This is a genomic window from Lentilitoribacter sp. EG35 (assembly GCF_040784015.1).
Classification (GTDB): Bacteria; Pseudomonadota; Alphaproteobacteria; order Rhizobiales; family Rhizobiaceae; genus Lentilitoribacter.
Genome location: NZ_JBFNGQ010000003.1, coordinates 365,916 through 384,254, shown reverse-complemented (window position 1 = coordinate 384,254; position 18,339 = coordinate 365,916). Strand labels below are relative to the sequence as shown.

The following is an 18,339-nucleotide window of genomic DNA, read 5'->3' as shown; positions in this document are numbered from 1 at the left end:
CATTAACTATGGGCCTGCTTAATAGGGATATCACTACGGATGAAAATTAAGGCGTACATCTGTCCACAAACTGGAGACGGTTAAATGGCAAAAATAATACGTTTGTTAGATTATGAACCTGTAGATAGGCCTCAAGGGTTTCAACCAAAAGAACCTGCAAAAATTCTATTCTTCACTGGCGTGAGATATGAACGTCCGCCGAACAAAAAGAATAAACGATCAAAGCGCAATGAGCGTGCACCAAAGATAAAGCGTACTGGTGCATGAAAACATGAATGCTTGAGTTTGGTTTCAGCTATCTCAAAGAATAGCGCAAGATGCGCTTGATAAAAAACTACGTGCTTCTGATATTTGGCTAAAATCCGGCGCTATCGCCCTAAGTACTACATAACCTTGGGTATCAGACACTTCGATGGCAATTGATCTGGAAACAAGGTCAGGTTCTTCGCTTTTTAGAGCTAAAATCTGAGCTCTCGTAACTATCAAAAAATTGACGTCTCCGCGGATAGATGAGCGCGCACTCATGCTAAAGACTTCATTCGCATCGGCATCAAATGCACCAAATGTCCACATGTCGGTTGATTTATCAGCTACGATTTGTACAGAACCAGCTTCAAGGTCAAAGTAGCAAGCCGCCGATTGAATATGGATATCTTCGTTATACAATCCAGTAGAGTTTTTTTGGTTGGCGAGAACATGGAACTCATTTTCCGGACCTAAATTTATAATCTTGCTCCATGCATCGCTGCCTGTATAAAGCGGCAAAACCAGAATGATTAGGATGTGTAGAACCGCAGCACCTATTAACCCGGTCATAATCGCAATTATTGTTTTGGTCATGATGCACATTCCAGCTGAACTATGCTCGGCATTTCAAATTCTCGAATGCCACTGTCGTTAGATGTGGGAGTATCTATCAGTGTAAGTTGAAGTTCGAATGTACCGTTCTGAGCCAAAGCAAGCCAGTTACCTGTCTCTGCAGAAGATGAAAGCGTTATAGAAATATTCCCGTTTCGATCTTTAAGTACTTTGTGAGCATTAACCACACTTGGCCAACCCACCGGCAGTTCAGGAGACGTTTTATCAGGATAAGTTGCACGTAATGTCCAGAAGAGAGAAGGCGGTACGCGCCCCTCAACCAGATATCGGCATCTTGCACTTAAAGCTTGTTCATTTTGATCTGTATCTGCACGAAAGACAAGTCCTTCCGCACGCCCAAGCAATAAGTGACCATCATTTGCTCTATGGGCTTTAGCATAGGGGTCAGCATCAGTTGTCTGAATATCAGGATAAGCCGTCCAACCATTTACGCTCAAGCCTCCAAATCCGCGTGTAGCATCGAGCGCCCAAAGTGAAACTTGCACTGCGCCTAGAAAGGTGATGGCCAGCGCAATCAAGATGAGCAATGGGATACGTAACAAGCTAAAGCCTTCCGTGCATTATTGAGAAATTTTCACAGGGGCCGTACTCTGATTAAGGACAGCAAATTCATCAGGAGTTTTTTCAGATTGCTGTTCTGTTGTCTTTGTTACCTCAAACTCTTTCATTAATTCACGTAGGGCTTCTGCTGCCTGGCGGTTTAGAATCCGTGCACGCGAAGGAAGTGAAATATTATCACTTCCATCATCCTTAACGGCAATCAAGGGACCAAATGTTTCTGGTAATGCATCTTCAATTCCCGGAATTGCCCGCAACTCGATGCCTTGGTGTGCAAATTCCATTATCCGTTTGAAGGTCATTGCAGGTAGTGAGCCACCTGTCATGCGGGCAGTGGAGGTGAAGTCATCATTGCCGAACCACACTGCAGATGTAAAGTTGCCAGTATATCCAACAAACCAACCATCGCGGTAAGCCTGAGTGGTTCCTGTTTTTCCTGCAGTTTTAATGCCTTCCAGCTTCGCGCGACGTCCAGTGCCCCATTCTGGAACTTGGCTCAGGATTTGATTCATTGCGTTCGCTGCTTCTTCAGTTAACACCCGATTTGGCTTCGTCGCATCTTTGTTATGATCATAAAGGACTTTCCCTTCATAATTCATTATTTGCGCAACTCCATGTCGATTGGATTCAAGGCCGCCCGCAGGAAATACAGCATATCCCGTTGCTTGGTCTAGCACTGTAACTTCAGATGTTCCAAGTGGCATAGTCTTGTTGGCATGTACAGTTGATTGAATGCCCATAGCAACTGCTTTTTCTGCAATTTTTGGAATGCTCAAATGGTCGCGAGCAAGACGAACTGGCACGGTGTTAATGGACTTGACCAATGCTCGTGTAAGGTCAACGCGGCCAGAGTAGGATCGTCCGTAATTTCGAGGCGACCAGCCGCGCCATGTAATGGGGCCGTCACTTATAATTGATTGTGGTGTAAAACCATTTTCCATCGCGAGTGCATAAACATAAGGTTTGAACGATGAACCCGGTTGACGAAGTGCACTTGTTGCCCGATTAAATTGGCTTCTGCCATAATCCCGACCGCCAACCATGGCACGCACTGCGCCGCCGTGCTCTATGACAACCGCCCCACCTTGGCCTACTCGATAGCGTTGACCTAATTCACGTAGGCCTGTTTCGACTGCAATCTCAGATGCACCTTGTAATGCAAGATCAATGGTTGTTCTTACAACCAGTGCTTTCTGGCCATAGCCAGCAGCTATGCGTCTAACCTCATCATAGGCCCAATCTAGAAAAAAATCGGGGCTTTCAACATCGCCACGATCAATTACGTTTGCCGGATTGCGCCGCGCGCCGACGACTTGCCCTTCAGTCATCATTCCGCCCTGTACAAGGTTGGTCAGAACTTCATTCGCGCGCGCGCGAGCTGCGGGTAAATTCACATGGGGCGCATATTTTGCAGGAGCCTTGAAAAGGCCCGATAACATCGCAGCTTCCGCAAGAGTGACATCCTGCACATCTTTGCCGAAGTAAAATTGTGCGGCCGCTCCGACACCAAATGCGCCACCGCCCATATAAGCTCGATCAAGATAAAGTTGCAGGATTTCATTTTTGGAAAGGTTGGCTTCGAGCCAAAGTGAAAGAAATGCTTCTTTTATTTTGCGAGTAAGTGTTCTTTCGTTCGTCAGGAATATGTTTTTTGCTAATTGTTGCGTTAGTGTTGAACCGCCTTGAACAACTGAATTGGCACGGGCGTTTTCAGCCATTGCGCGGGCAAGACCGATGAAATCAAGGCCGAAATGTTGGTAAAAGCGACGGTCTTCCGTTGCAAGGACAGTTTGAACAAGATGTTCTGGAAGTTGATCTATAGGTAGCGATTCTTCCCGAATGTTCCCACGATGTCCAATCTCATTTCCGTAGCGATCAAGAAAAGTAACCGAATACTCATCTTGAGCGCGCCAATTTCCATTCGTGGCTTCAAACGATGGGAGAGCAAGCGCAAGTAGAAGAACAAGTCCAACCGTGCCTAGGTTAGCGGCTTCCTCAACGACTTCAATTAATACCTTCTTAAAACCGGTAACACGAAATTTATGAGAAAAAATTGTAAGGTTTTCCCATGTGTCGCTTAACTTTCTGAACGACCCCCAAATGGATGAATCAATCCATGAATCGAACCGCAAGAAAAACAGTTTTATTCGCGTGAGAAATTTGGGCTTTTTATTTAGTTCTGACATAAGCTTCTTTTCGACTTCTCATCCTGAATGTTTTTGCCGTATTTTAACGCGAAGAACAAGCAAAATACACGATCATTTCGCTTGATCTTTTACTCAAGTGGCATATTTATCGCGCAAGCCTTGTCCAAAGATGTTGAATTGGACTGATATATGAGTATGCAAAATGACGGATGACTTGCCCTTTTGGAAGACGAAATCACTTGATAAGATGAATGAGGTAGAGTGGGAATCGCTCTGTGACGGTTGCGCACGCTGTTGTTTAAACAAATTAGAAGATTGGGATACCGGTGAGATTGTCTGGACCAACGTTGCTTGCACGTTGCTCAACGATCAATCTTGCCGCTGTAATGACTATGCAAACCGGCAAAAAAAAGTGTCAGATTGTGTGCAGTTGACACCAAATGAGGTACGAGAATTATCTTGGTTGCCTGCAACTTGTGCTTATCGTTTAATTTCAGAAAATCATGATCTTTACTGGTGGCATCCATTGATTTCAGGTGATCCCGAAACCGTCCATCAGGCTGGAATTTCAGCGCGTTCACGAACAGTATCTGAAGATGGAATGGAGCCAGAAGAATATGAAGATTACATTGTTTCGTGGCCGGGCGAAACGTATGAAGACAAAAATCAACAAACTAAATAGGAAAATAATCCTTGACTAATGACAGGTCGTTTGATATAAAACTGTCATCATCCCAAAATTGAAACAACACAATATGCAGTAGCTTCCAGCATATTGTTGGCAGTAGGTATTCTCCGTTTTGCAAACATCAGATGAAGAAGAAACACTTGCTGCATTATCGCAGGCAAGAGCGCAGCTTCACGATCAATTATCCAAGATAGAGTTTGATGATAAAAAACATGATGCAGCGGTTAATTCTATTTCGCTCATCATCCGCACATTGGACAAAATTGAACAGATGACAAAATCCTTGCGCCAGGAACAAGTGGCGATTGAAGATGAAATAAATCGTGAGGCACATGACAAGCTTAGAGAAAAAGTCAAAACCCTCATCCTCGCAGCAGCGAAAAGGGAGCAGAAACAAAAATAGAAGCCTCTTCAATAAAAAGATCGACGAGTTTCTCTCTAAGCTTGATAGACGTGAACTTCAATTGCTAGTCAATGACTGGCAACTTAACGCGCGTACGGAACAACTACCGCCTCAAGGCGACTGGTTTATCTGGCTATTATTAGGTGGCCGTGGAGCAGGAAAAACGCGCGCAGGCTCAGAATGAGTGCACAATATTGCCACATGTCAAGGTCACGTTTTAGACGGACTAAACTGCGGTCGAATAGCGCTTGTTGCTGAAACACTGAGTGATGCCCGTGAGATTATGGTGGATGGTGACAGCGGCATCTTGAATATTGCAAAACATGATCGTCCACTTTATCAAAGTACGCGACGACGTTTGGTTTGGCCAAACGGTGCTATTGCGCAAATTTTCTCGTCTGAAGACCCTGAAAGCCTGCGAGGTCCGCAATTTGATGCGGCTTGGTGTGACGAGTTATGTAAATGGCAATATCCGCAAGAGACTTGGGATATGCTGCAATTTGGATTGCGACTGGGTGAAAATCCACGCCAACTCGTGACAACGACACCTAAACCAATCGCATTATTAAAAGCCATTATGGCAGATAAAAATACTGCGATAGTCAAAATGCAAACAGATGACAATGCTGAAAACTTGGCGAAAAACTTCTTAGCAAATGTGAAGTCTCGTTATGGAAATACTCGTCTTGGTAGGCAAGAGTTAAACGGCGAGATTTTAGAAGACCAAGAAGGTTCGCTCTGGACGAGGGATCGACTTGACGAATTGCGCCTGACTGAAATGCCACAATTAATGCGAATTGTTATTGCAGTCGACCCGCCTGCTTCATCGAAAGCGCAAGGGTCGTGTTGTGGCATAGTTGTGGTCGGGCTAAATAGCCGGGGACATGCCATTGTCTTAAAAGATGCATCAATCGAACAAGCTACACCCAGTCAATGGGCGAATATTACAGCCAAGTGTTATCAAGATTTTGATGCAGATCTTATCGTAGCAGAAGTAAATCAGGGCGGCGATATGGTAAAGTCAGTGCTTCACGCGAGCGACGCACAATTACCCATTCAAATGGTTCGAGCTTCACGAGGAAAGTGGCTTCGTGCTGAGCCCGTCGCAGCCTTATACGAGCAGGGTAAAGTTTGGCATTTAGATGGTCTGGACAGCCTTGAAGACCAAATGTGCAATTTCACGCACCAAGGACTTCTCGGTGGTGGATCGCCTGATAGGTTAGATGCTTTGGTCTGGGCGGTCACGGCACTACTGCTAGATAAAAGCAGCAAACCGATCATTCGATCTATTTAACATCGTAATCATAAAGTAAAGGAAAACTGGATGAGCTGGTTGGCATCAATTGGCGCATGGCGAGATCGTGCGCGAAAAAATAATTCAATGACAAAGAGCCCACAGATAAGCGAAAGAAACGAAGTGAAGTCGTTCTCTTCATCTGGTCTTATAAGTCTGCATGAAACACAGAATGCAAGTTGGTCATCACGTAATTATTTATCGATGTCTCGTGAGGGGTTTATGCGAAACCCTATCGCCCATAGAGCCATTAGAATGATTGCGGAAACAGCCGCAAATGTGCCGTGGATTTTGATTGATGGAGATCGGGTTTTAACAGATCATCCCGCACTTGCTTTGATAAAGAAGCCAAATTCATATTCTGCGGGTGCTGATTTTTTGGAAACTATTTATGGGCATCTTTTGTTATCAGGAAATTCATTTGTCAAATGCGTCCAAACAGATGGTGATCCCATCGAATTACACACATTGAGGCCTGACAGAATTCGAGTGATTTCTGATCGGAATGGATGGCCATCTGCACTTGAATATCAGGTAGGAAACAGTAAACAACAGTTTCCAATTGACGGTGAAAATGGTCATCAGATATTGCATCTCAAGCTCTTTCACCCGCTTGATGATCATATGGGGTTTGCCCCGCTTGAAGCGGCGATGACAGCACTTGATCTTCACAATTCTGCCAGTGCGTGGAACAAGGCGTTGCTTGATAATTCTGCAAGACCTTCAGGTGCGCTGGTCTATCAACCAAAAGATGGTGGCAATCTTTCACAAGAACAATTTGATCGATTAAAAATGGAACTGGAGAATGGATATTCTGGCGTTAAACGTGCGGGCCGCCCTTTGCTTCTGGAAGGTGGCCTCGATTGGAAAGCTATCGGTTTAACACCCAAAGATATGGACTTTGTAGACGCAAAGAATGGCGCTAGCAGAGATATCGCTTTAGCACTTGGCGTGCCACCCATGCTGCTCGGTATTCCAGGTGACAATACATATGCAAATTATCAAGAAGCCAACCGGGCGTTTTCTCGTTTAACGGTGTTGCCACTTGTCACACGTATCGCGGCTAGTATGAGCTCCTGGCTGAGTGAATATTATGATAAAGATATCCGTTTTGAGCCAGACGCGGATAAGATGTCGGGCCTCGCTTCCGAACGAGAATCTTTATGGTCCCGGATGCAGAACGCAACCTTTTTGAGCGATGAAGAGAAGCGAAAAGCTGTTGGGTATCAGCGGTTTGACCATGATTCTTGAATCGAAAATCAAATGTATTGAATCACATTTTAAATTGCCTAAATCAAACTGGGAAATCTCGCATGAGTGTTAGAAAAAATGCCGGAATAATTAAGTTTCCGATTGAAAATAAACGCGCCGAAATCTCGTTGGAAAATATTTCACATGACGGATATTTTAGTGGATATGCCAGCCTTTTTGGGATCGTTGATTTAGCCAATGATATTGTGGAGTTTGGCGCTTTTTCAAAGACCCTAGAGCGACATTCTTCACGTCCCGTACGCATGCTTTTTCAGCATGATCCCGATCAAGTGATAGGCCGTTGGGTGACTATCTATGAAGATCGGAAAGGCCTCTATGTGGAGGGTCAATTGTCTCTCGATGTTGTTCGCGCAAAAGACATTCATGCACTTATGTTGTCTGGAGCGCTTGATGGCCTATCGATCGGTTTTAAAACGTGTAAATCCTGCAAAGATCCAAAAACTGATGCGCGCCATATTTTGGAAGCCGATTTGTGGGAAATCTCTGTGGTGACGTTTCCTATGCTGCCAGATGCACGAGTAACTCAAGTCAAATCTGAAGCCCCATTAAGTGATGCTTTCGATACTAAAATCGCAGCAAAGATAAAACATGCTGCAATACGTCTTTCGTCCTCCTAAGACGTTTCCTATCCCGATAGATCACATGAAAGGACCCCTGATGATCAAGGAAAAAACAATGACCTCTCCCGAGGTGAAATCTCTTCGAAAAATCGCACCGGAGAAGAAGGCTACCGGCAACGAGGTTGCCTTGGCTTTTGATGACTTTATGCATGCCTTTGAAAGCTACAAAGAGGCCAATGATCTTCGTCTTTCAGAAATGGAAGCGCGGGTTGGTGAAGATGTTGTGACAACGGAAAAAATGGATCGCATTTCACGTTTTATGGATAATCAAAAGCGTAAGATGGATCAGCTTGCGATTAAGGGTGCGCGTCCGGCATTAGGTGGGATGGAAACATCAATATTTGATAGTGAACATAAAACCGCATTTAATGATTATATCCGAAAAGGCAATGAACACGGACTTCGTCAGATTGAGGCGAAGTCTATGTCAGCATCAACGGATTCTGATGGTGGTTATCTGGTCCCTGATGAAATTGATCAGGAAATAGGCCGTCGTTTGTCAGCACTATCTCCTATTCGCTCGATCTCATCTGTGCGTCAGGTTTCAACTTCTGTTTTGAAAAAACCATTCGCACAAAATGGCATGTCCGTCGGATGGGTTGGTGAGACTGATGTTCGTCCTGAAACCAATTCTGCCCAGCTGGTCGAGCTACAATTTCCCACAATGGAATTATATGCCATGCCGGCAGCCACGTCCTCACTTCTAGTGGATGCGGCAGTTGATATTGATAGTTGGATAACGAGCGAGATTGAGGCGGCCTTCGCCGAACAAGAAGGTGCAGCGTTCGTCAATGGAGATGGCGTGAATAAGCCAACAGGTTTCCTGTCTGCGTCAACGGTTGATGATGCAAGTTGGAGTTGGGGAAACCTAGGTTATGTGGCAACAGGCGCCGATGGTGCATTTGCATCGGACCCCTCCGATGCGTTGATTGATACAATCTACTCACTCAAAGCGGGGTATCGTCAGAATGCAAAGTTTGTGATGAACCGCAAAACTCAAAGCGCTATCCGCAAGTTTAAAGATGCAGATGGTAATTACATGTGGCAACCGCCAGCAGCAGCGGGTCAACAAGCCATGTTGCAGGGTTTTTCGATCATTGAGGCAGAGGATATGCCTGATTTGGCCTCCAATTCGATGTCGATTGCGTTTGGGGACTTCGAACGCGGATACCTTGTCGTAGATCGCGCTGGTGTTAGTGTTCTTCGTGATCCTTACTCCGCAAAACCTTATGTCCTATTTTATACAACAAAACGGGTTGGTGGTGGAATTCAGAACTTTGAAGCTATCAAACTCATGAAGTTCGGCATAAGCTAAATTCTCCCTTCATCCTATGGAAAATAAACATGTCTCCGGTGAATTTTCATTTGCCGGAGATCGTAATGGCGGCCGCAATTAGCAATCAAAAGGAAATGATATGATACTCATCTTGTCTCAGCCCCCCATGGCCGAGCCTGTCACATTGCCCGAGTTTAAAAACCATCTGCGAATTGATCATGCTTTGGAAGATACGCTGCTTTCAAGTTTGATTTCGACAGCAAGAGAATATCTTGAAAAACGGACAGGCCTTGCATTGATGGATCAACAATGGCGACTCTGCTTAGATGAGTGGCCCGAAGATCGGTGCATTCAAATTCAGAAACCACCTATACGTTCAATTGATGAAGTTCAGCAGTTTGGTATCGATGGACAACCGAATATTGTGGCTCAGAGTAACATGCTATTGGATGGAAAATCATCACCCGCAAGATTGTTTGTCGGTCCGCAGCTTTCACCAGGGCAAATGATGAATGGGATCGAAATTACATTTACAGCTGGCTACACGAGTGCGAGCGAGGTGCCAGACGCTCTCAAACGAGCCATTCTAATTCATGCCGCGTGTTTATATGAATTTCGTGGTGTTGTTGCACCTGACATGCAGCCAGCAGCAGTTCCAAATGGTTACGATGCGTTGATCTCACAGTGGGTGAGGAGGCGTATCTAATGTTGATGACATTTATCGATCCTGGCATGTTGCGAACGCCGCTTGACCTACAGAGTTCGACTGACGTCATGGATGGACAGGGCGGCGTGAGCCAAAACTGGACAACTGTCGCGACATTGTTTGCACATATGGAGCCTGTTAGTGCGAAACGCGAAGTGCGGGGTCGCGCACGCGAAGCAAATATCACACATAAAGTTACAATTCGACATCGTGGAGACATTAAAAACGATATGCGCTTGTTGAGAAATGGAAGGACGTTAATGATCCATTCTGTGCATGACCTGGACGAAACATCTCGTTATCTCATTTGCCGTTGTGAGGAGATAGAACGATGAATGTCAGAATTCGAATTAAAAGACTTTCCCCCCAAGAGTTACTTCTAAGGATTGTAGACAAAATCGAGGTAAAAAAACGAAAAAAACTCCTAATAATGGCGACCGGTAAGCAAGAAACATCATCTCATACAATGAATGATCTGGGAGGTTTTAACCCATGGCAATGATGGCAGGATATCTGCAGAAAGCAATTTTTCAAGCACTTAATAGCGAAAATGCGATCACGGCGCTTATCGGTGTAGATAATATTTTTGACCATGAGATTAAGGATGCAATTTATCCTTATATTTCAATTGATAATTGGGAAACATTCGACTGGTCAACAGACAGTGAGTTTGGTGAGGAGCATCTTTTTGATGTCTTGATTTATGAAGATAAACCGGCGCGCGAAAATTTACAAAATATAGCACAAAAGGTGGTTTCGGCGCTTCATGATCAACCTCTTACTCTCGATGTTGGAGTGCTGATTAATCTTCGTTTTGAAAGTGCATCTTTTGCTGAAGAAGGGCGTAATAAGTTGCAAACTGCACGATTAAAATTTCGTGCAAAAATTGAATATAATACATGATGTTAAAGAAGGATATTCGTTATGACGGCGCAAAAGGGTAAAGATTTATTGATCAAAATCGATCAGAATGGATCATTTGTTACACTTGCAGGACTGCGAGCGAAACGGTTAGCATTTAACGCAGAAACAGTTGATATCACAGATGCTGAATCATCAGGCCGTTGGCGTGAGTTGCTCGGCGGTTCTGGTGTGCAGCGAGCAAGCCTTTCCGGTTCCGGTATTTTTAAAGACGCTGCAAGTGATGATCTTATGCGGTCAACGTTCTTCGCATCTCAGATTACGGATTGGGAAATTACAGTTCCCGATTTTGGCAAAATTACCGGTCCCTTTCAAATTACGGCACTCGAATATTCTGGCCAACATGATGGTGAAGTTACATTTGAAGCTGCGCTAGAATCCGCAGGTTCATTGAGCTTTGGAGCTCTGTAATGACTGAAGCATTGAGCATGAAGAGGATTGTTGCAAATCGTCGGCGGGGGGAAGTGGTTGCAGTTATCGATAGTGCGCCGCGTATTTTGTGCCTTACTTTAGGAGCGTTAGCGGAACTTGAAGATGCGTTTAATGTTTCAAATCTCTCTGATCTGGGTGATTATTTCTCTCAAGGGAAGTTTTCAAGCGAGGATTTGGTGCATATCATTGGTGCGGGGCTTCGCGGCGGTGGAAATTTATACGCGGATGAAGATGTCCGTTGTATGAGCCTTGACGGGGGTGCATTGGGGCTTGCTCAAATTGCTGCCGATCTTTTGATCGCAACATTTAATCCTATTCAAAATAGGAGTGATGAAGAAAAAGACAATCAAACATCAAACCCCAAGTAGCCGTATCTGAATTTTCTGAAAAGACAATTGATAATCAAAATCTGGTGGAACCATTCCCATGGGAATTTCTGCTAGGTTTTCTATTTTCTCAGATGCGGCTTTCCCCTTCAGAATTTTGGTCTTTAACACTCCCCGAAGTATCAATAATTCTTGCCTTTCAATCACAAAAATTACCACAGAGGTTATCCCCAATAGGTCGAGATAGCTTGAGCAATCTCATGCAAAAATTTCCAGATAAAGCTTAAGATGGAGCTGTTATATGAACGAAAATGATACAAACATTGACGTTAAGGTAGATGCAGATACGCAAGATGCCATGCGCAAATTAGGTGATCTTGAAATCCAGGCCAATGCTTTTGGTAAAGCATTAACGGGAGCATTTAAAAGTTCAATTATCGGCGGTAAAGACTTATCGAGTGTTATGAGCAAATTAGCTCTATCGTTATCCAATATGGCTCTTAGCAAAGCGTTAGCTCCGCTTGAGAGGAGTTTTTCGGGTGCAATCGATGGATTGATGGGCGGTCTATTCAAAAGAGGAACTTCTGGCGCAGGCTCACCCTTAAATATTACACCTTTTGCAAATGGTGGAGTGGTATCAAATCCAACTTATTTTCCTTTGGGTGGCGCTTCATCTGTTGGTTTGATGGGAGAGGCAGGCAGCGAAGCTATTCTACCACTTAGCCGAGGGCCAGATGGTTCGCTCGGCGTAGCCTCTACAATGGGTGGGTTATCACCCGTCAACATCACATTCAATATCGCAACGCCTGATGTAGAGGGCTTTGCCAGATCAGAAGCGCAAGTTAGCGCTATGCTTGCGCGCGCTGTGGGTCGTGGTCGTCGCGGACTTTAAGCATCGCAATTAACCAGAAATATTGGAGATTTTCATGCCCAACGGATTTCATGAGGTTTCATTTCCTCTATCAATCGCGCTTGAAACAACGGGTGGTCCGGAGCGTCGTACGGACATTACTCAATTTTCTAATGGTCGCGAAAACCGCAACGCGCGTTGGCGAGATTCACGCCGTCGTTATGACGCTGGCAGCGGTATGCGTTCTCGTGATGATCTCATGAAACTTATCGCTTTTTTTGAAGCGCGGCATGGCAGTCTTTATGGATTTCGTTTTAAAGATCCGCTTGATTTCTCATCAGCAAGTTTTGGTAACTCTATTGCGAGTTCTGATCAGATTATTGGTACTGGTGATGGCACGATGACCGTTTTCCAACTTTCAAAAACCTATAGTGATGTCGGCGGAAGTGCAAAACGCACCATCGATAAACCGATTTCTGGTTCAGTTTTCATAGCTGTAGACGGTGTTGACGTTCTCTCACCAGATATTTCAATTAATGATGCAAAGGGTGAGGTTACATTTGTGACTGCACCCATGACAAATGCAATCATTACCGCAGGGTATGAATTCGAAGTTCCTGTGCGGTTCGATATTGAGCGGCTTGATTTCAATCTATCTGCATTTAATGCGGGGCAAATACCTTCCATACCGCTAGTGGAGATCAAGCCATGAAACAATTAGCATCTGAACTGAAAAACCATCTTGAAGATGATGTGACAACACTTTGCAATGCTTGGCGCGTTACTCGAAGGGATGGCATTGTGTTAGGGTTTACCGATCATGATAATTCACTAGAGTTCGATAATACCATCTTTGTGCCTGAAAGCGGTTTTTTACCAAGCGCTGCTCGGTCTGAACTTGGTTTAAATGTCGACGATGGTGAAGTGGTCGGCGCATTTTCAAGCGATGCAATTACCGAAAGTGACCTTGCAGAAGGGCGCTATGATAATGCACTTGTTGAAGTATTTCTCATTAATTGGCAAGATCCTAACAGCTTTCTGAAAATGCGTACACAGGAGATCGGTGAAGTTAGTTTTGGCGACCATATTTTCCGCGCTGAACTTCGCTCACTTGCTCACAAATTAGATCAGCCGCAGGGTAGGGTATATTCGCGACGTTGCAGTGCAGATCTGGGCGATGGCGCGTGCAAGATTAATTTGAATACTGCTCAATACAAAGCTAGCGGATCAGTTGTTTCGGCTTCCGATGACCGCTCATGCGTTATATCTGGCCTGTCCGCATTCGATGCCGGCTGGTTTCGTCATGGGCTTTTAACATGGCAATCAGGCCAGAATGCAAACCTCTCTGTTGAAGTACTTGATCACTCCGCCGACGATAATCAAATCACCATGAAGTTCTTCTCACCGCTCGCGCATGTGCCACAGATAGGAGATACATTCACCGTGACCGCGGGTTGCTCAAAACATTTCGACACGTGCCGTCACAAGTTTGCAAATATTCTCAATTTTCAAGGTTTCCCCCACCTGCCAGGTAGTGACTTTGCTTATGGATATGCGGATGGCGCGACTGTGCATGATGGGAGGCCTTTGGTGACATCATGAGAGATATAGATCGTAAAATTATTGGTGAAGCACAATCATGGTTAGGTACGCCTTATCGTCACCAAGGTGCGCGAAAGCAAATTGGCTGTGATTGTTTGGGGCTCATCAGGGGTGTGTGGGCACAGGTTTATGAAACCGAACCGGAAGTGCCAAAACCATATTCTCAAGATTGGGCAGAACAGGCATTGGATGAACCAATGTTGATTGCCGCTCGAAAGTATTGTGGCGCAGAATTGCCAATTCAAGACTTGCACAAAGGTTGTCTTGTATTGTTTCGTTGGCAAGTGGGTTCCGCCATAAAACACGCCGGCATCCTCTCGGAATCAAACAAATTCATTCATGCTTATGAGCGCATTTCAGTGACCCAATCTTCACTTGTACCAAGCTGGCGACGACGGATTGCAGCGATCTTTGAATTTCCATCTATCTAATTCTTTTCGGCTAGGAGCCTTTTATGGCAACAGTTTTATTGCAATCTGCTGGTACAGCGCTTGGTAGTGTTTTTGGGCCTTTTGGTGCCATATTAGGTCGTGCTGTCGGAGGATTAGCGGGCGCTGCTCTTGATCAATCCCGTTTGGGAAAACAAGTAACGCCACTGCGCCTTCTTTGTCAGGTGTGCGTATTTCATCTGCGGATGAAGGCACACCTATTGCGCGAGTTTATGGAACCATGCGTGTCGCTGGAAGTTTGATTTGGGCCACACGGTTTGAGGAAGAAGTCACCGTTGAACGTCGAGGTGGAAAAGCAACGAGCCGCCCGAAGCAAACCGTTGAAACTAAAAGCTATTATGCTAATTTTGCAATAGGACTATGCGAAGGTCCAATTCAAAACATTAAACGCGTTTGGGCAGATGGTCGTGAAGTTGATCTGAGCCAAATTGATATGCGCATTTATTATGGCTCCGATGATCAGCTGCCAGATCCTCTTATTGAAGCCAAGCAGGGAGCGGGTAAAACCCCATCATATCGTGGTCTTGCCTATGTAGTGTTTGATAGGATGCCAATTGAAAATTATGGCAACCGTATCCCCGTGCTTCATTTTGAAGTTACGCGTGTAGTTGGCGCGTTGGAAAATGACGTGAGAGCGGTCACGCTTATCCCCGGAGCAACAGAACACGGCTTGGCGACAAGACAGATATCTGAACGTATAGGCTCTGGCGAAAAAAGGTTCCTCAACCACAACATCACCTATGCACCCAATGATCTACAAGCATCTTTGAATGAATTGCAGCAACTTTGTCCAAATTTAAAGTCGGTCGGTCTGGTGGTTGCTTGGTTTGGTTCTGATTTGCGAGCGGGGCATTGCACACTTCGTCCAGGCGTAGAAGTCCGTTCTCGGTCTGAGGAATCGCGGGTTTGGAAAGTTGGCGGTGTAAACCGTTCGGTAGCACATTTAATATCTAGGTAAAACAACTCGCCGGTTTATGGCGGAACTCCTGATGACGCATCTGTTGTGGATGCCATCATCGAGTTAAAATCACGCGGATTGAAAGTAACATTATATCCGTTTATTTTAATGGATGTACCGGAAGGTAATTCATTACCATCGCCTTATGATGGTTCATCGCAACCGGTGTATCCTTGGCGCGGCAGAATAACATGTTATCCGGCTATCGGTGAGAGCGGTAGCGCTGATCAAACAGCAGATGGTGCCAGTCAGATTGTGTCATTTACAGGAACAAGTTCCGCAGAAAATTTTTCCATTTCAGGAAGCGGCGTAAACTGGTTAGGTGGTGATCAGCGATATCGTCACATGATCTTGCATTATGCGCATCTAGCAATGGCTGCAGGCGGAGTGGATGGTTTTGTTATTGGCTCAGAAATGGTGGCTATCACAAAAGTTCGCGATGATGGTAATGGCTTTCCATTTGTTGATGATTTGAAAATCTTGGCGCAGGATTGTCGGAATGTGATGGGTGCAAATACCAAGCTAACTTATGCAGCTGATTGGAGTGAGTATTTTGGTTACCATCCCCAAGATGGTAGCGGCGACGTTTATTTCCATTTGGATGACCTGTGGGCACATCCAGCGATTGATGCGGTTGGTATTGATAATTACATGCCACTGTCTGATTGGCGTGATGAAGATTTAAGTGCTGCTAATCCAGATGGGTTCCGAATCCAAAATGACGTGACTGCGCTTCAAGGTCAGATTGAGGGTGGTGAGGGGTTTGATTGGTACTATGCCAATAATGCTGACCGCAAAAAACGTGTTCGTACAACAATTACGGATGGATCAGGTAAGCCTTGGGTTTACCGTTACAAAGATTTGCGCTCCTGGTGGCAGAACGATCACTACAATCGAATAGGTGGCATAGAAGTTGGTTCAAAAACAGCTTGGACCCCCCAAGTAAAACCAATCTGGTTTACTGAATTTGGGTGTCCGGCAGTGGACAAGGGGTCGAACCAACCCAATGTTTTTCCTGATCCGAAATCATCTGAAAATGCATTTCCATATTTTAGTTCAAAAAACCGAGATGATTTAGCGCAACGGGCCTACTTAAAGGCGCATCTTGAACATTGGAGTGGTTCGGCCAACTCGCCGAGAATGATAGACTTAGACAATTCGTACATCTGGACTTGGGACGCTCGCCCGTCGCCTGCATTCCCAGAAAATTTGGGTATCTGGTCTGATGGGATAAATTGGCGAACAGGTCATTGGGTGAATGGTCGCTTAGGCACTGCACCCATCGGTGAGCTAATTGCAGCAATTTTATCAGATCACGGTTTTTTTAAATATGATGTGTCTCGTGTTGAAGGCGTAATTACCGGATTTATCCAAAATGAGCCTACATCTGCACGCACCATACTGGAACCACTTTTAAATCTATACCAAATAGATGTCAGCGAAAGTCAAGACGGCTTGGTGTTTACAACACGCACACGTAAATCGCAGAAGCCCGCGATTATAAAGGCATTGGTCGATAATGCGCAAAATCCGTTGATGTCGCATAAGCGTGCGCAAGAAAGCGAGTTGGCTAATGAGGTACATATAAATAGCGTAGCACCAGAACAAGAATATACGCCATCAATTGCTTACTCCCGACGTTTGTCGCGGGGTAGTCAACGGCATGAACGTCTAGCACTATCTGGTGCAATTGAAGCGCAAAGCGCTGGAGTTTTGGCTGATCAATGGTTGCAGGATCACTGGGCTTCGCAGGAAAGCGTAGAATTTACTTTGCCAATATCCGAAGCTCAGTTGGAAATTGGCGATCGCTTGGTATTTGAAGCCCCTGCCGACTTTCTGGCGCCAAAAGGTCAATATGATATTACCCAGATTGAGGATGAAAAGAAACGTACAATTAGTGCGAAACGTGTCGTATCAGGTATTGCATCAAGTGAAGAAGCAACGTCCTCTCCTACAAAATCGTCCGATGTTAGTGCAGCCTTTTCCCCTGATATTGAGTTTCTCGATTTACCGATTATCAGTGGAGATGATGCAAGTAATTGGGCACGTGCAGCAGGTTATGCCAAGCCGTGGGTGCCTATCACTTTATCAAGCTCGGTTAGTACATCTGGTTTTACTCCACGTGTAAACCTAATTTCGCCGGCCACAATGGGCAAGCTAGCCACAGATTTATTAAATGGTGCAGAAGGGCGTTGGGATTATAAAAACAAGATCATTGTTGATCTGCCATTTGGGGAATTGCAATCTGTAACGACAGAGCAGCTACTAGCAGGTGCTAATATTGCTGCCATTCAATCAAACAGTGGCGTTTATGAGATCATCCAGTTTGAAGAAGCATTGGAAATCGCAAGTCATCAATGGCAATTAAGCAAGCTTTTGCGCGGACAAGTTGGAACAGAAGACGCCAGCGAAAGCGGAGCTATAGTAGGTGCAAGATTTGTATTGATAAATGACGCTGTTACTTCACTTGGCCTAAATACTGGTGAGATGGCAAATGTACTAAATTGGCAGATATTTGCGGCATCCCGCGCAAGCGAAAGCATTCCGCTTATACCCTTTGCCGGTGGTGAGCGCGCGAATACTCCCTTATCACCAGCACATATAAGGGCGAAGCGAATAGATTCTGGCATTATGTTAGATTGGATCAGACGAAGTAGATATAATGCCGATAGTTGGCTTGGCACCGACGTGCCGCTTGATGAAGACGAGTTGACATTTCGGATTGATATTTGTTCATCCGGCTCAATCATACGTAGCGTAGATGTTTCAGGTACATCTTATCTTTATGAAGCGGCGGACGAAATAACTGATTTTGGTGTAAATCAGACCCAAATTGAGGTGGAAATTCGTCAATTAGGTGGGTATATTGCTTCAGGAGTTGCGCGGAAAGCAATTCTCTCCCTCTGATGCTATTTTAAAATTGTTAAAAAAACAAAGAATTAGCAGTAAAATCGTGTT

23 protein-coding genes are annotated in these 18,339 nt (G+C 44.9%); 20 read left to right on the top strand and 3 right to left on the bottom strand.

Annotated features, from left to right (window positions below; genetic code table 11):
- The first annotated feature begins 84 nt into the window (after positions 1-84).
- Complete coding sequence (locus AB2J24_RS08220; protein WP_162651114.1) at positions 85-267, top strand: hypothetical protein; 183 nt, start codon at positions 85-87, stop codon at positions 265-267.
- A gap of 33 nt (positions 268-300) precedes the next feature.
- Here the strand turns inward: AB2J24_RS08220 and AB2J24_RS08215 are convergent, their stop codons facing one another.
- The 3 genes from AB2J24_RS08215 to AB2J24_RS08205 are packed head-to-tail and all read right to left on the bottom strand — an operon-like array spanning position 301 to position 3,623.
- Positions 301-840 (bottom strand): DUF1254 domain-containing protein, encoded by a 540-nt coding sequence (locus AB2J24_RS08215; RefSeq protein WP_367385123.1) that lies wholly within the window; start codon positions 838-840, stop codon positions 301-303.
- Positions 837-1,421 (bottom strand): DUF1214 domain-containing protein, encoded by a 585-nt coding sequence (locus AB2J24_RS08210; RefSeq protein WP_367385122.1) that lies wholly within the window; start codon positions 1,419-1,421, stop codon positions 837-839. Before AB2J24_RS08210 ends, AB2J24_RS08215 begins: the two co-directional genes overlap by 4 nt.
- Before the next feature lie 18 nt (positions 1,422-1,439).
- A complete protein-coding gene (locus AB2J24_RS08205; RefSeq protein ID WP_162651832.1) occupies positions 1,440-3,623 on the bottom strand; it encodes a transglycosylase domain-containing protein in 2,184 nt (727 codons plus the stop codon).
- A 163-nt stretch (positions 3,624-3,786) separates the two neighbouring features.
- Here AB2J24_RS08205 and AB2J24_RS08200 point away from each other — a divergent pair, with 163 nt between their 5' ends.
- The 19 genes from AB2J24_RS08200 to AB2J24_RS08110 all read left to right on the top strand — a co-directional run bounded on the left by AB2J24_RS08200 (position 3,787) and on the right by AB2J24_RS08110 (position 18,288).
- Positions 3,787-4,266 (top strand): YcgN family cysteine cluster protein, encoded by a 480-nt coding sequence (locus AB2J24_RS08200; protein WP_367385121.1) that lies wholly within the window; start codon positions 3,787-3,789, stop codon positions 4,264-4,266.
- A gap of 118 nt (positions 4,267-4,384) precedes the next feature.
- A complete protein-coding gene (locus tag AB2J24_RS08195) occupies positions 4,385-4,675 on the top strand; it encodes a hypothetical protein (protein ID WP_162651830.1) in 291 nt (96 codons plus the stop codon).
- A gap of 184 nt (positions 4,676-4,859) precedes the next feature.
- Positions 4,860-5,969: a DNA-packaging protein gene (locus AB2J24_RS08190; RefSeq protein ID WP_367385120.1), complete on the top strand. Its 1,110-nt coding sequence runs from the start codon at positions 4,860-4,862 to the stop codon at positions 5,967-5,969.
- Between the two features lie 87 nt (positions 5,970-6,056).
- Positions 6,057-7,220 carry a phage portal protein gene (locus AB2J24_RS08185; RefSeq protein ID WP_420883634.1) on the top strand — a complete coding sequence of 388 codons (1,164 nt, stop codon included), beginning with the start codon at positions 6,057-6,059 and terminating at the stop codon, positions 7,218-7,220.
- A gap of 62 nt (positions 7,221-7,282) precedes the next feature.
- Positions 7,283-7,858, top strand: coding sequence for an HK97 family phage prohead protease (locus AB2J24_RS08180; protein ID WP_367385118.1), 576 nt, complete (start codon positions 7,283-7,285; stop codon positions 7,856-7,858).
- A gap of 40 nt (positions 7,859-7,898) precedes the next feature.
- Positions 7,899-9,176: a phage major capsid protein gene (locus tag AB2J24_RS08175; protein ID WP_367385117.1), complete on the top strand. Its 1,278-nt coding sequence runs from the start codon at positions 7,899-7,901 to the stop codon at positions 9,174-9,176.
- A 100-nt stretch (positions 9,177-9,276) separates the two neighbouring features.
- Positions 9,277-9,843 carry a head-tail connector protein gene (locus AB2J24_RS08170; protein WP_367385116.1) on the top strand — a complete coding sequence of 189 codons (567 nt, stop codon included), beginning with the start codon at positions 9,277-9,279 and terminating at the stop codon, positions 9,841-9,843.
- The gene (locus AB2J24_RS08165) at positions 9,843-10,178 is read left to right on the top strand and encodes a phage head closure protein (RefSeq protein ID WP_367385115.1); all 336 of its coding nucleotides are present in this window, start codon (positions 9,843-9,845) and stop codon (positions 10,176-10,178) included. Before AB2J24_RS08170 ends, AB2J24_RS08165 begins: the two co-directional genes overlap by 1 nt.
- A gap of 157 nt (positions 10,179-10,335) precedes the next feature.
- Positions 10,336-10,746, top strand: a complete 411-nt coding sequence (locus tag AB2J24_RS08160; RefSeq protein WP_367385114.1) for a DUF3168 domain-containing protein — start codon at positions 10,336-10,338, stop codon at positions 10,744-10,746.
- A gap of 21 nt (positions 10,747-10,767) precedes the next feature.
- Complete coding sequence (locus AB2J24_RS08155; RefSeq protein WP_162651824.1) at positions 10,768-11,175, top strand: phage major tail protein, TP901-1 family; 408 nt, start codon at positions 10,768-10,770, stop codon at positions 11,173-11,175.
- Positions 11,175-11,564 carry a gene transfer agent family protein gene (locus AB2J24_RS08150; RefSeq protein ID WP_367385113.1) on the top strand — a complete coding sequence of 130 codons (390 nt, stop codon included), beginning with the start codon at positions 11,175-11,177 and terminating at the stop codon, positions 11,562-11,564. Before AB2J24_RS08155 ends, AB2J24_RS08150 begins: the two co-directional genes overlap by 1 nt.
- A 44-nt stretch (positions 11,565-11,608) precedes the next feature.
- On the top strand, positions 11,609-11,809 hold the full coding sequence (locus AB2J24_RS08145) for a phage tail assembly chaperone (RefSeq protein ID WP_367385112.1): 201 nt from the start codon (positions 11,609-11,611) through the stop codon (positions 11,807-11,809).
- 14 nt (positions 11,810-11,823) lie between these two features.
- Positions 11,824-12,414 (top strand): phage tail tape measure protein, encoded by a 591-nt coding sequence (locus tag AB2J24_RS08140; RefSeq protein ID WP_367385111.1) that lies wholly within the window; start codon positions 11,824-11,826, stop codon positions 12,412-12,414.
- 34 nt (positions 12,415-12,448) lie between these two features.
- Entirely contained in the window at positions 12,449-13,084 is a 636-nt protein-coding gene (locus tag AB2J24_RS08135) for a TIGR02217 family protein (protein ID WP_367385110.1), read from the top strand.
- Positions 13,081-13,974 carry a DUF2163 domain-containing protein gene (locus AB2J24_RS08130; RefSeq protein ID WP_367385109.1) on the top strand — a complete coding sequence of 298 codons (894 nt, stop codon included), beginning with the start codon at positions 13,081-13,083 and terminating at the stop codon, positions 13,972-13,974. Before AB2J24_RS08135 ends, AB2J24_RS08130 begins: the two co-directional genes overlap by 4 nt.
- Positions 13,971-14,405 carry an NlpC/P60 family protein gene (locus AB2J24_RS08125; RefSeq protein ID WP_367385108.1) on the top strand — a complete coding sequence of 145 codons (435 nt, stop codon included), beginning with the start codon at positions 13,971-13,973 and terminating at the stop codon, positions 14,403-14,405. Before AB2J24_RS08130 ends, AB2J24_RS08125 begins: the two co-directional genes overlap by 4 nt.
- A gap of 23 nt (positions 14,406-14,428) precedes the next feature.
- Entirely contained in the window at positions 14,429-14,665 is a 237-nt protein-coding gene (locus AB2J24_RS08120; protein WP_367385107.1) for a hypothetical protein, read from the top strand.
- Positions 14,644-15,381 carry a hypothetical protein gene (locus AB2J24_RS08115; protein ID WP_367385106.1) on the top strand — a complete coding sequence of 246 codons (738 nt, stop codon included), beginning with the start codon at positions 14,644-14,646 and terminating at the stop codon, positions 15,379-15,381. The genes AB2J24_RS08120 and AB2J24_RS08115 overlap by 22 nt, the downstream gene beginning before the upstream one ends.
- A 45-nt stretch (positions 15,382-15,426) precedes the next feature.
- Positions 15,427-18,288, top strand: coding sequence for a baseplate multidomain protein megatron (locus AB2J24_RS08110; RefSeq protein WP_367385105.1), 2,862 nt, complete (start codon positions 15,427-15,429; stop codon positions 18,286-18,288).
- The last annotated feature ends 51 nt before the right edge of the window (positions 18,289-18,339 follow it).

Excerpts from the sequence above, each read along its gene's own strand:
- AB2J24_RS08205 (WP_162651832.1), bottom strand. The coding sequence starts at position 3,623 with ATGTCAGAACTAAATAAAAAGCCCAAATTTCTCACGCGAATAAAACTG.
- AB2J24_RS08115 (WP_367385106.1), top strand. The coding sequence starts at position 14,644 with ATGCGTGTCGCTGGAAGTTTGATTTGGGCCACACGGTTTGAGGAAGAA.
- AB2J24_RS08155 (WP_162651824.1), top strand. The coding sequence starts at position 10,768 with ATGACGGCGCAAAAGGGTAAAGATTTATTGATCAAAATCGATCAGAAT.
- AB2J24_RS08185 (WP_420883634.1), top strand. The coding sequence starts at position 6,057 with ATGACAAAGAGCCCACAGATAAGCGAAAGAAACGAAGTGAAGTCGTTC.
- AB2J24_RS08200 (WP_367385121.1), top strand. The coding sequence starts at position 3,787 with ATGACGGATGACTTGCCCTTTTGGAAGACGAAATCACTTGATAAGATG.
- AB2J24_RS08215 (WP_367385123.1), bottom strand. The coding sequence starts at position 840 with ATGACCAAAACAATAATTGCGATTATGACCGGGTTAATAGGTGCTGCG.
- AB2J24_RS08170 (WP_367385116.1), top strand. The coding sequence starts at position 9,277 with ATGATACTCATCTTGTCTCAGCCCCCCATGGCCGAGCCTGTCACATTG.
- AB2J24_RS08150 (WP_367385113.1), top strand. The coding sequence starts at position 11,175 with ATGACTGAAGCATTGAGCATGAAGAGGATTGTTGCAAATCGTCGGCGG.
- AB2J24_RS08140 (WP_367385111.1), top strand. The coding sequence starts at position 11,824 with ATGAACGAAAATGATACAAACATTGACGTTAAGGTAGATGCAGATACG.
- AB2J24_RS08220 (WP_162651114.1), top strand. The coding sequence starts at position 85 with ATGGCAAAAATAATACGTTTGTTAGATTATGAACCTGTAGATAGGCCT.
- AB2J24_RS08160 (WP_367385114.1), top strand. The coding sequence starts at position 10,336 with ATGGCAATGATGGCAGGATATCTGCAGAAAGCAATTTTTCAAGCACTT.
- AB2J24_RS08130 (WP_367385109.1), top strand. The coding sequence starts at position 13,081 with ATGAAACAATTAGCATCTGAACTGAAAAACCATCTTGAAGATGATGTG.
- AB2J24_RS08165 (WP_367385115.1), top strand. The coding sequence starts at position 9,843 with ATGTTGATGACATTTATCGATCCTGGCATGTTGCGAACGCCGCTTGAC.
- AB2J24_RS08180 (WP_367385118.1), top strand. The coding sequence starts at position 7,283 with ATGAGTGTTAGAAAAAATGCCGGAATAATTAAGTTTCCGATTGAAAAT.
- AB2J24_RS08125 (WP_367385108.1), top strand. The coding sequence starts at position 13,971 with ATGAGAGATATAGATCGTAAAATTATTGGTGAAGCACAATCATGGTTA.
- AB2J24_RS08175 (WP_367385117.1), top strand. The coding sequence starts at position 7,899 with ATGATCAAGGAAAAAACAATGACCTCTCCCGAGGTGAAATCTCTTCGA.
- AB2J24_RS08135 (WP_367385110.1), top strand. The coding sequence starts at position 12,449 with ATGCCCAACGGATTTCATGAGGTTTCATTTCCTCTATCAATCGCGCTT.
- AB2J24_RS08120 (WP_367385107.1), top strand. The coding sequence starts at position 14,429 with ATGGCAACAGTTTTATTGCAATCTGCTGGTACAGCGCTTGGTAGTGTT.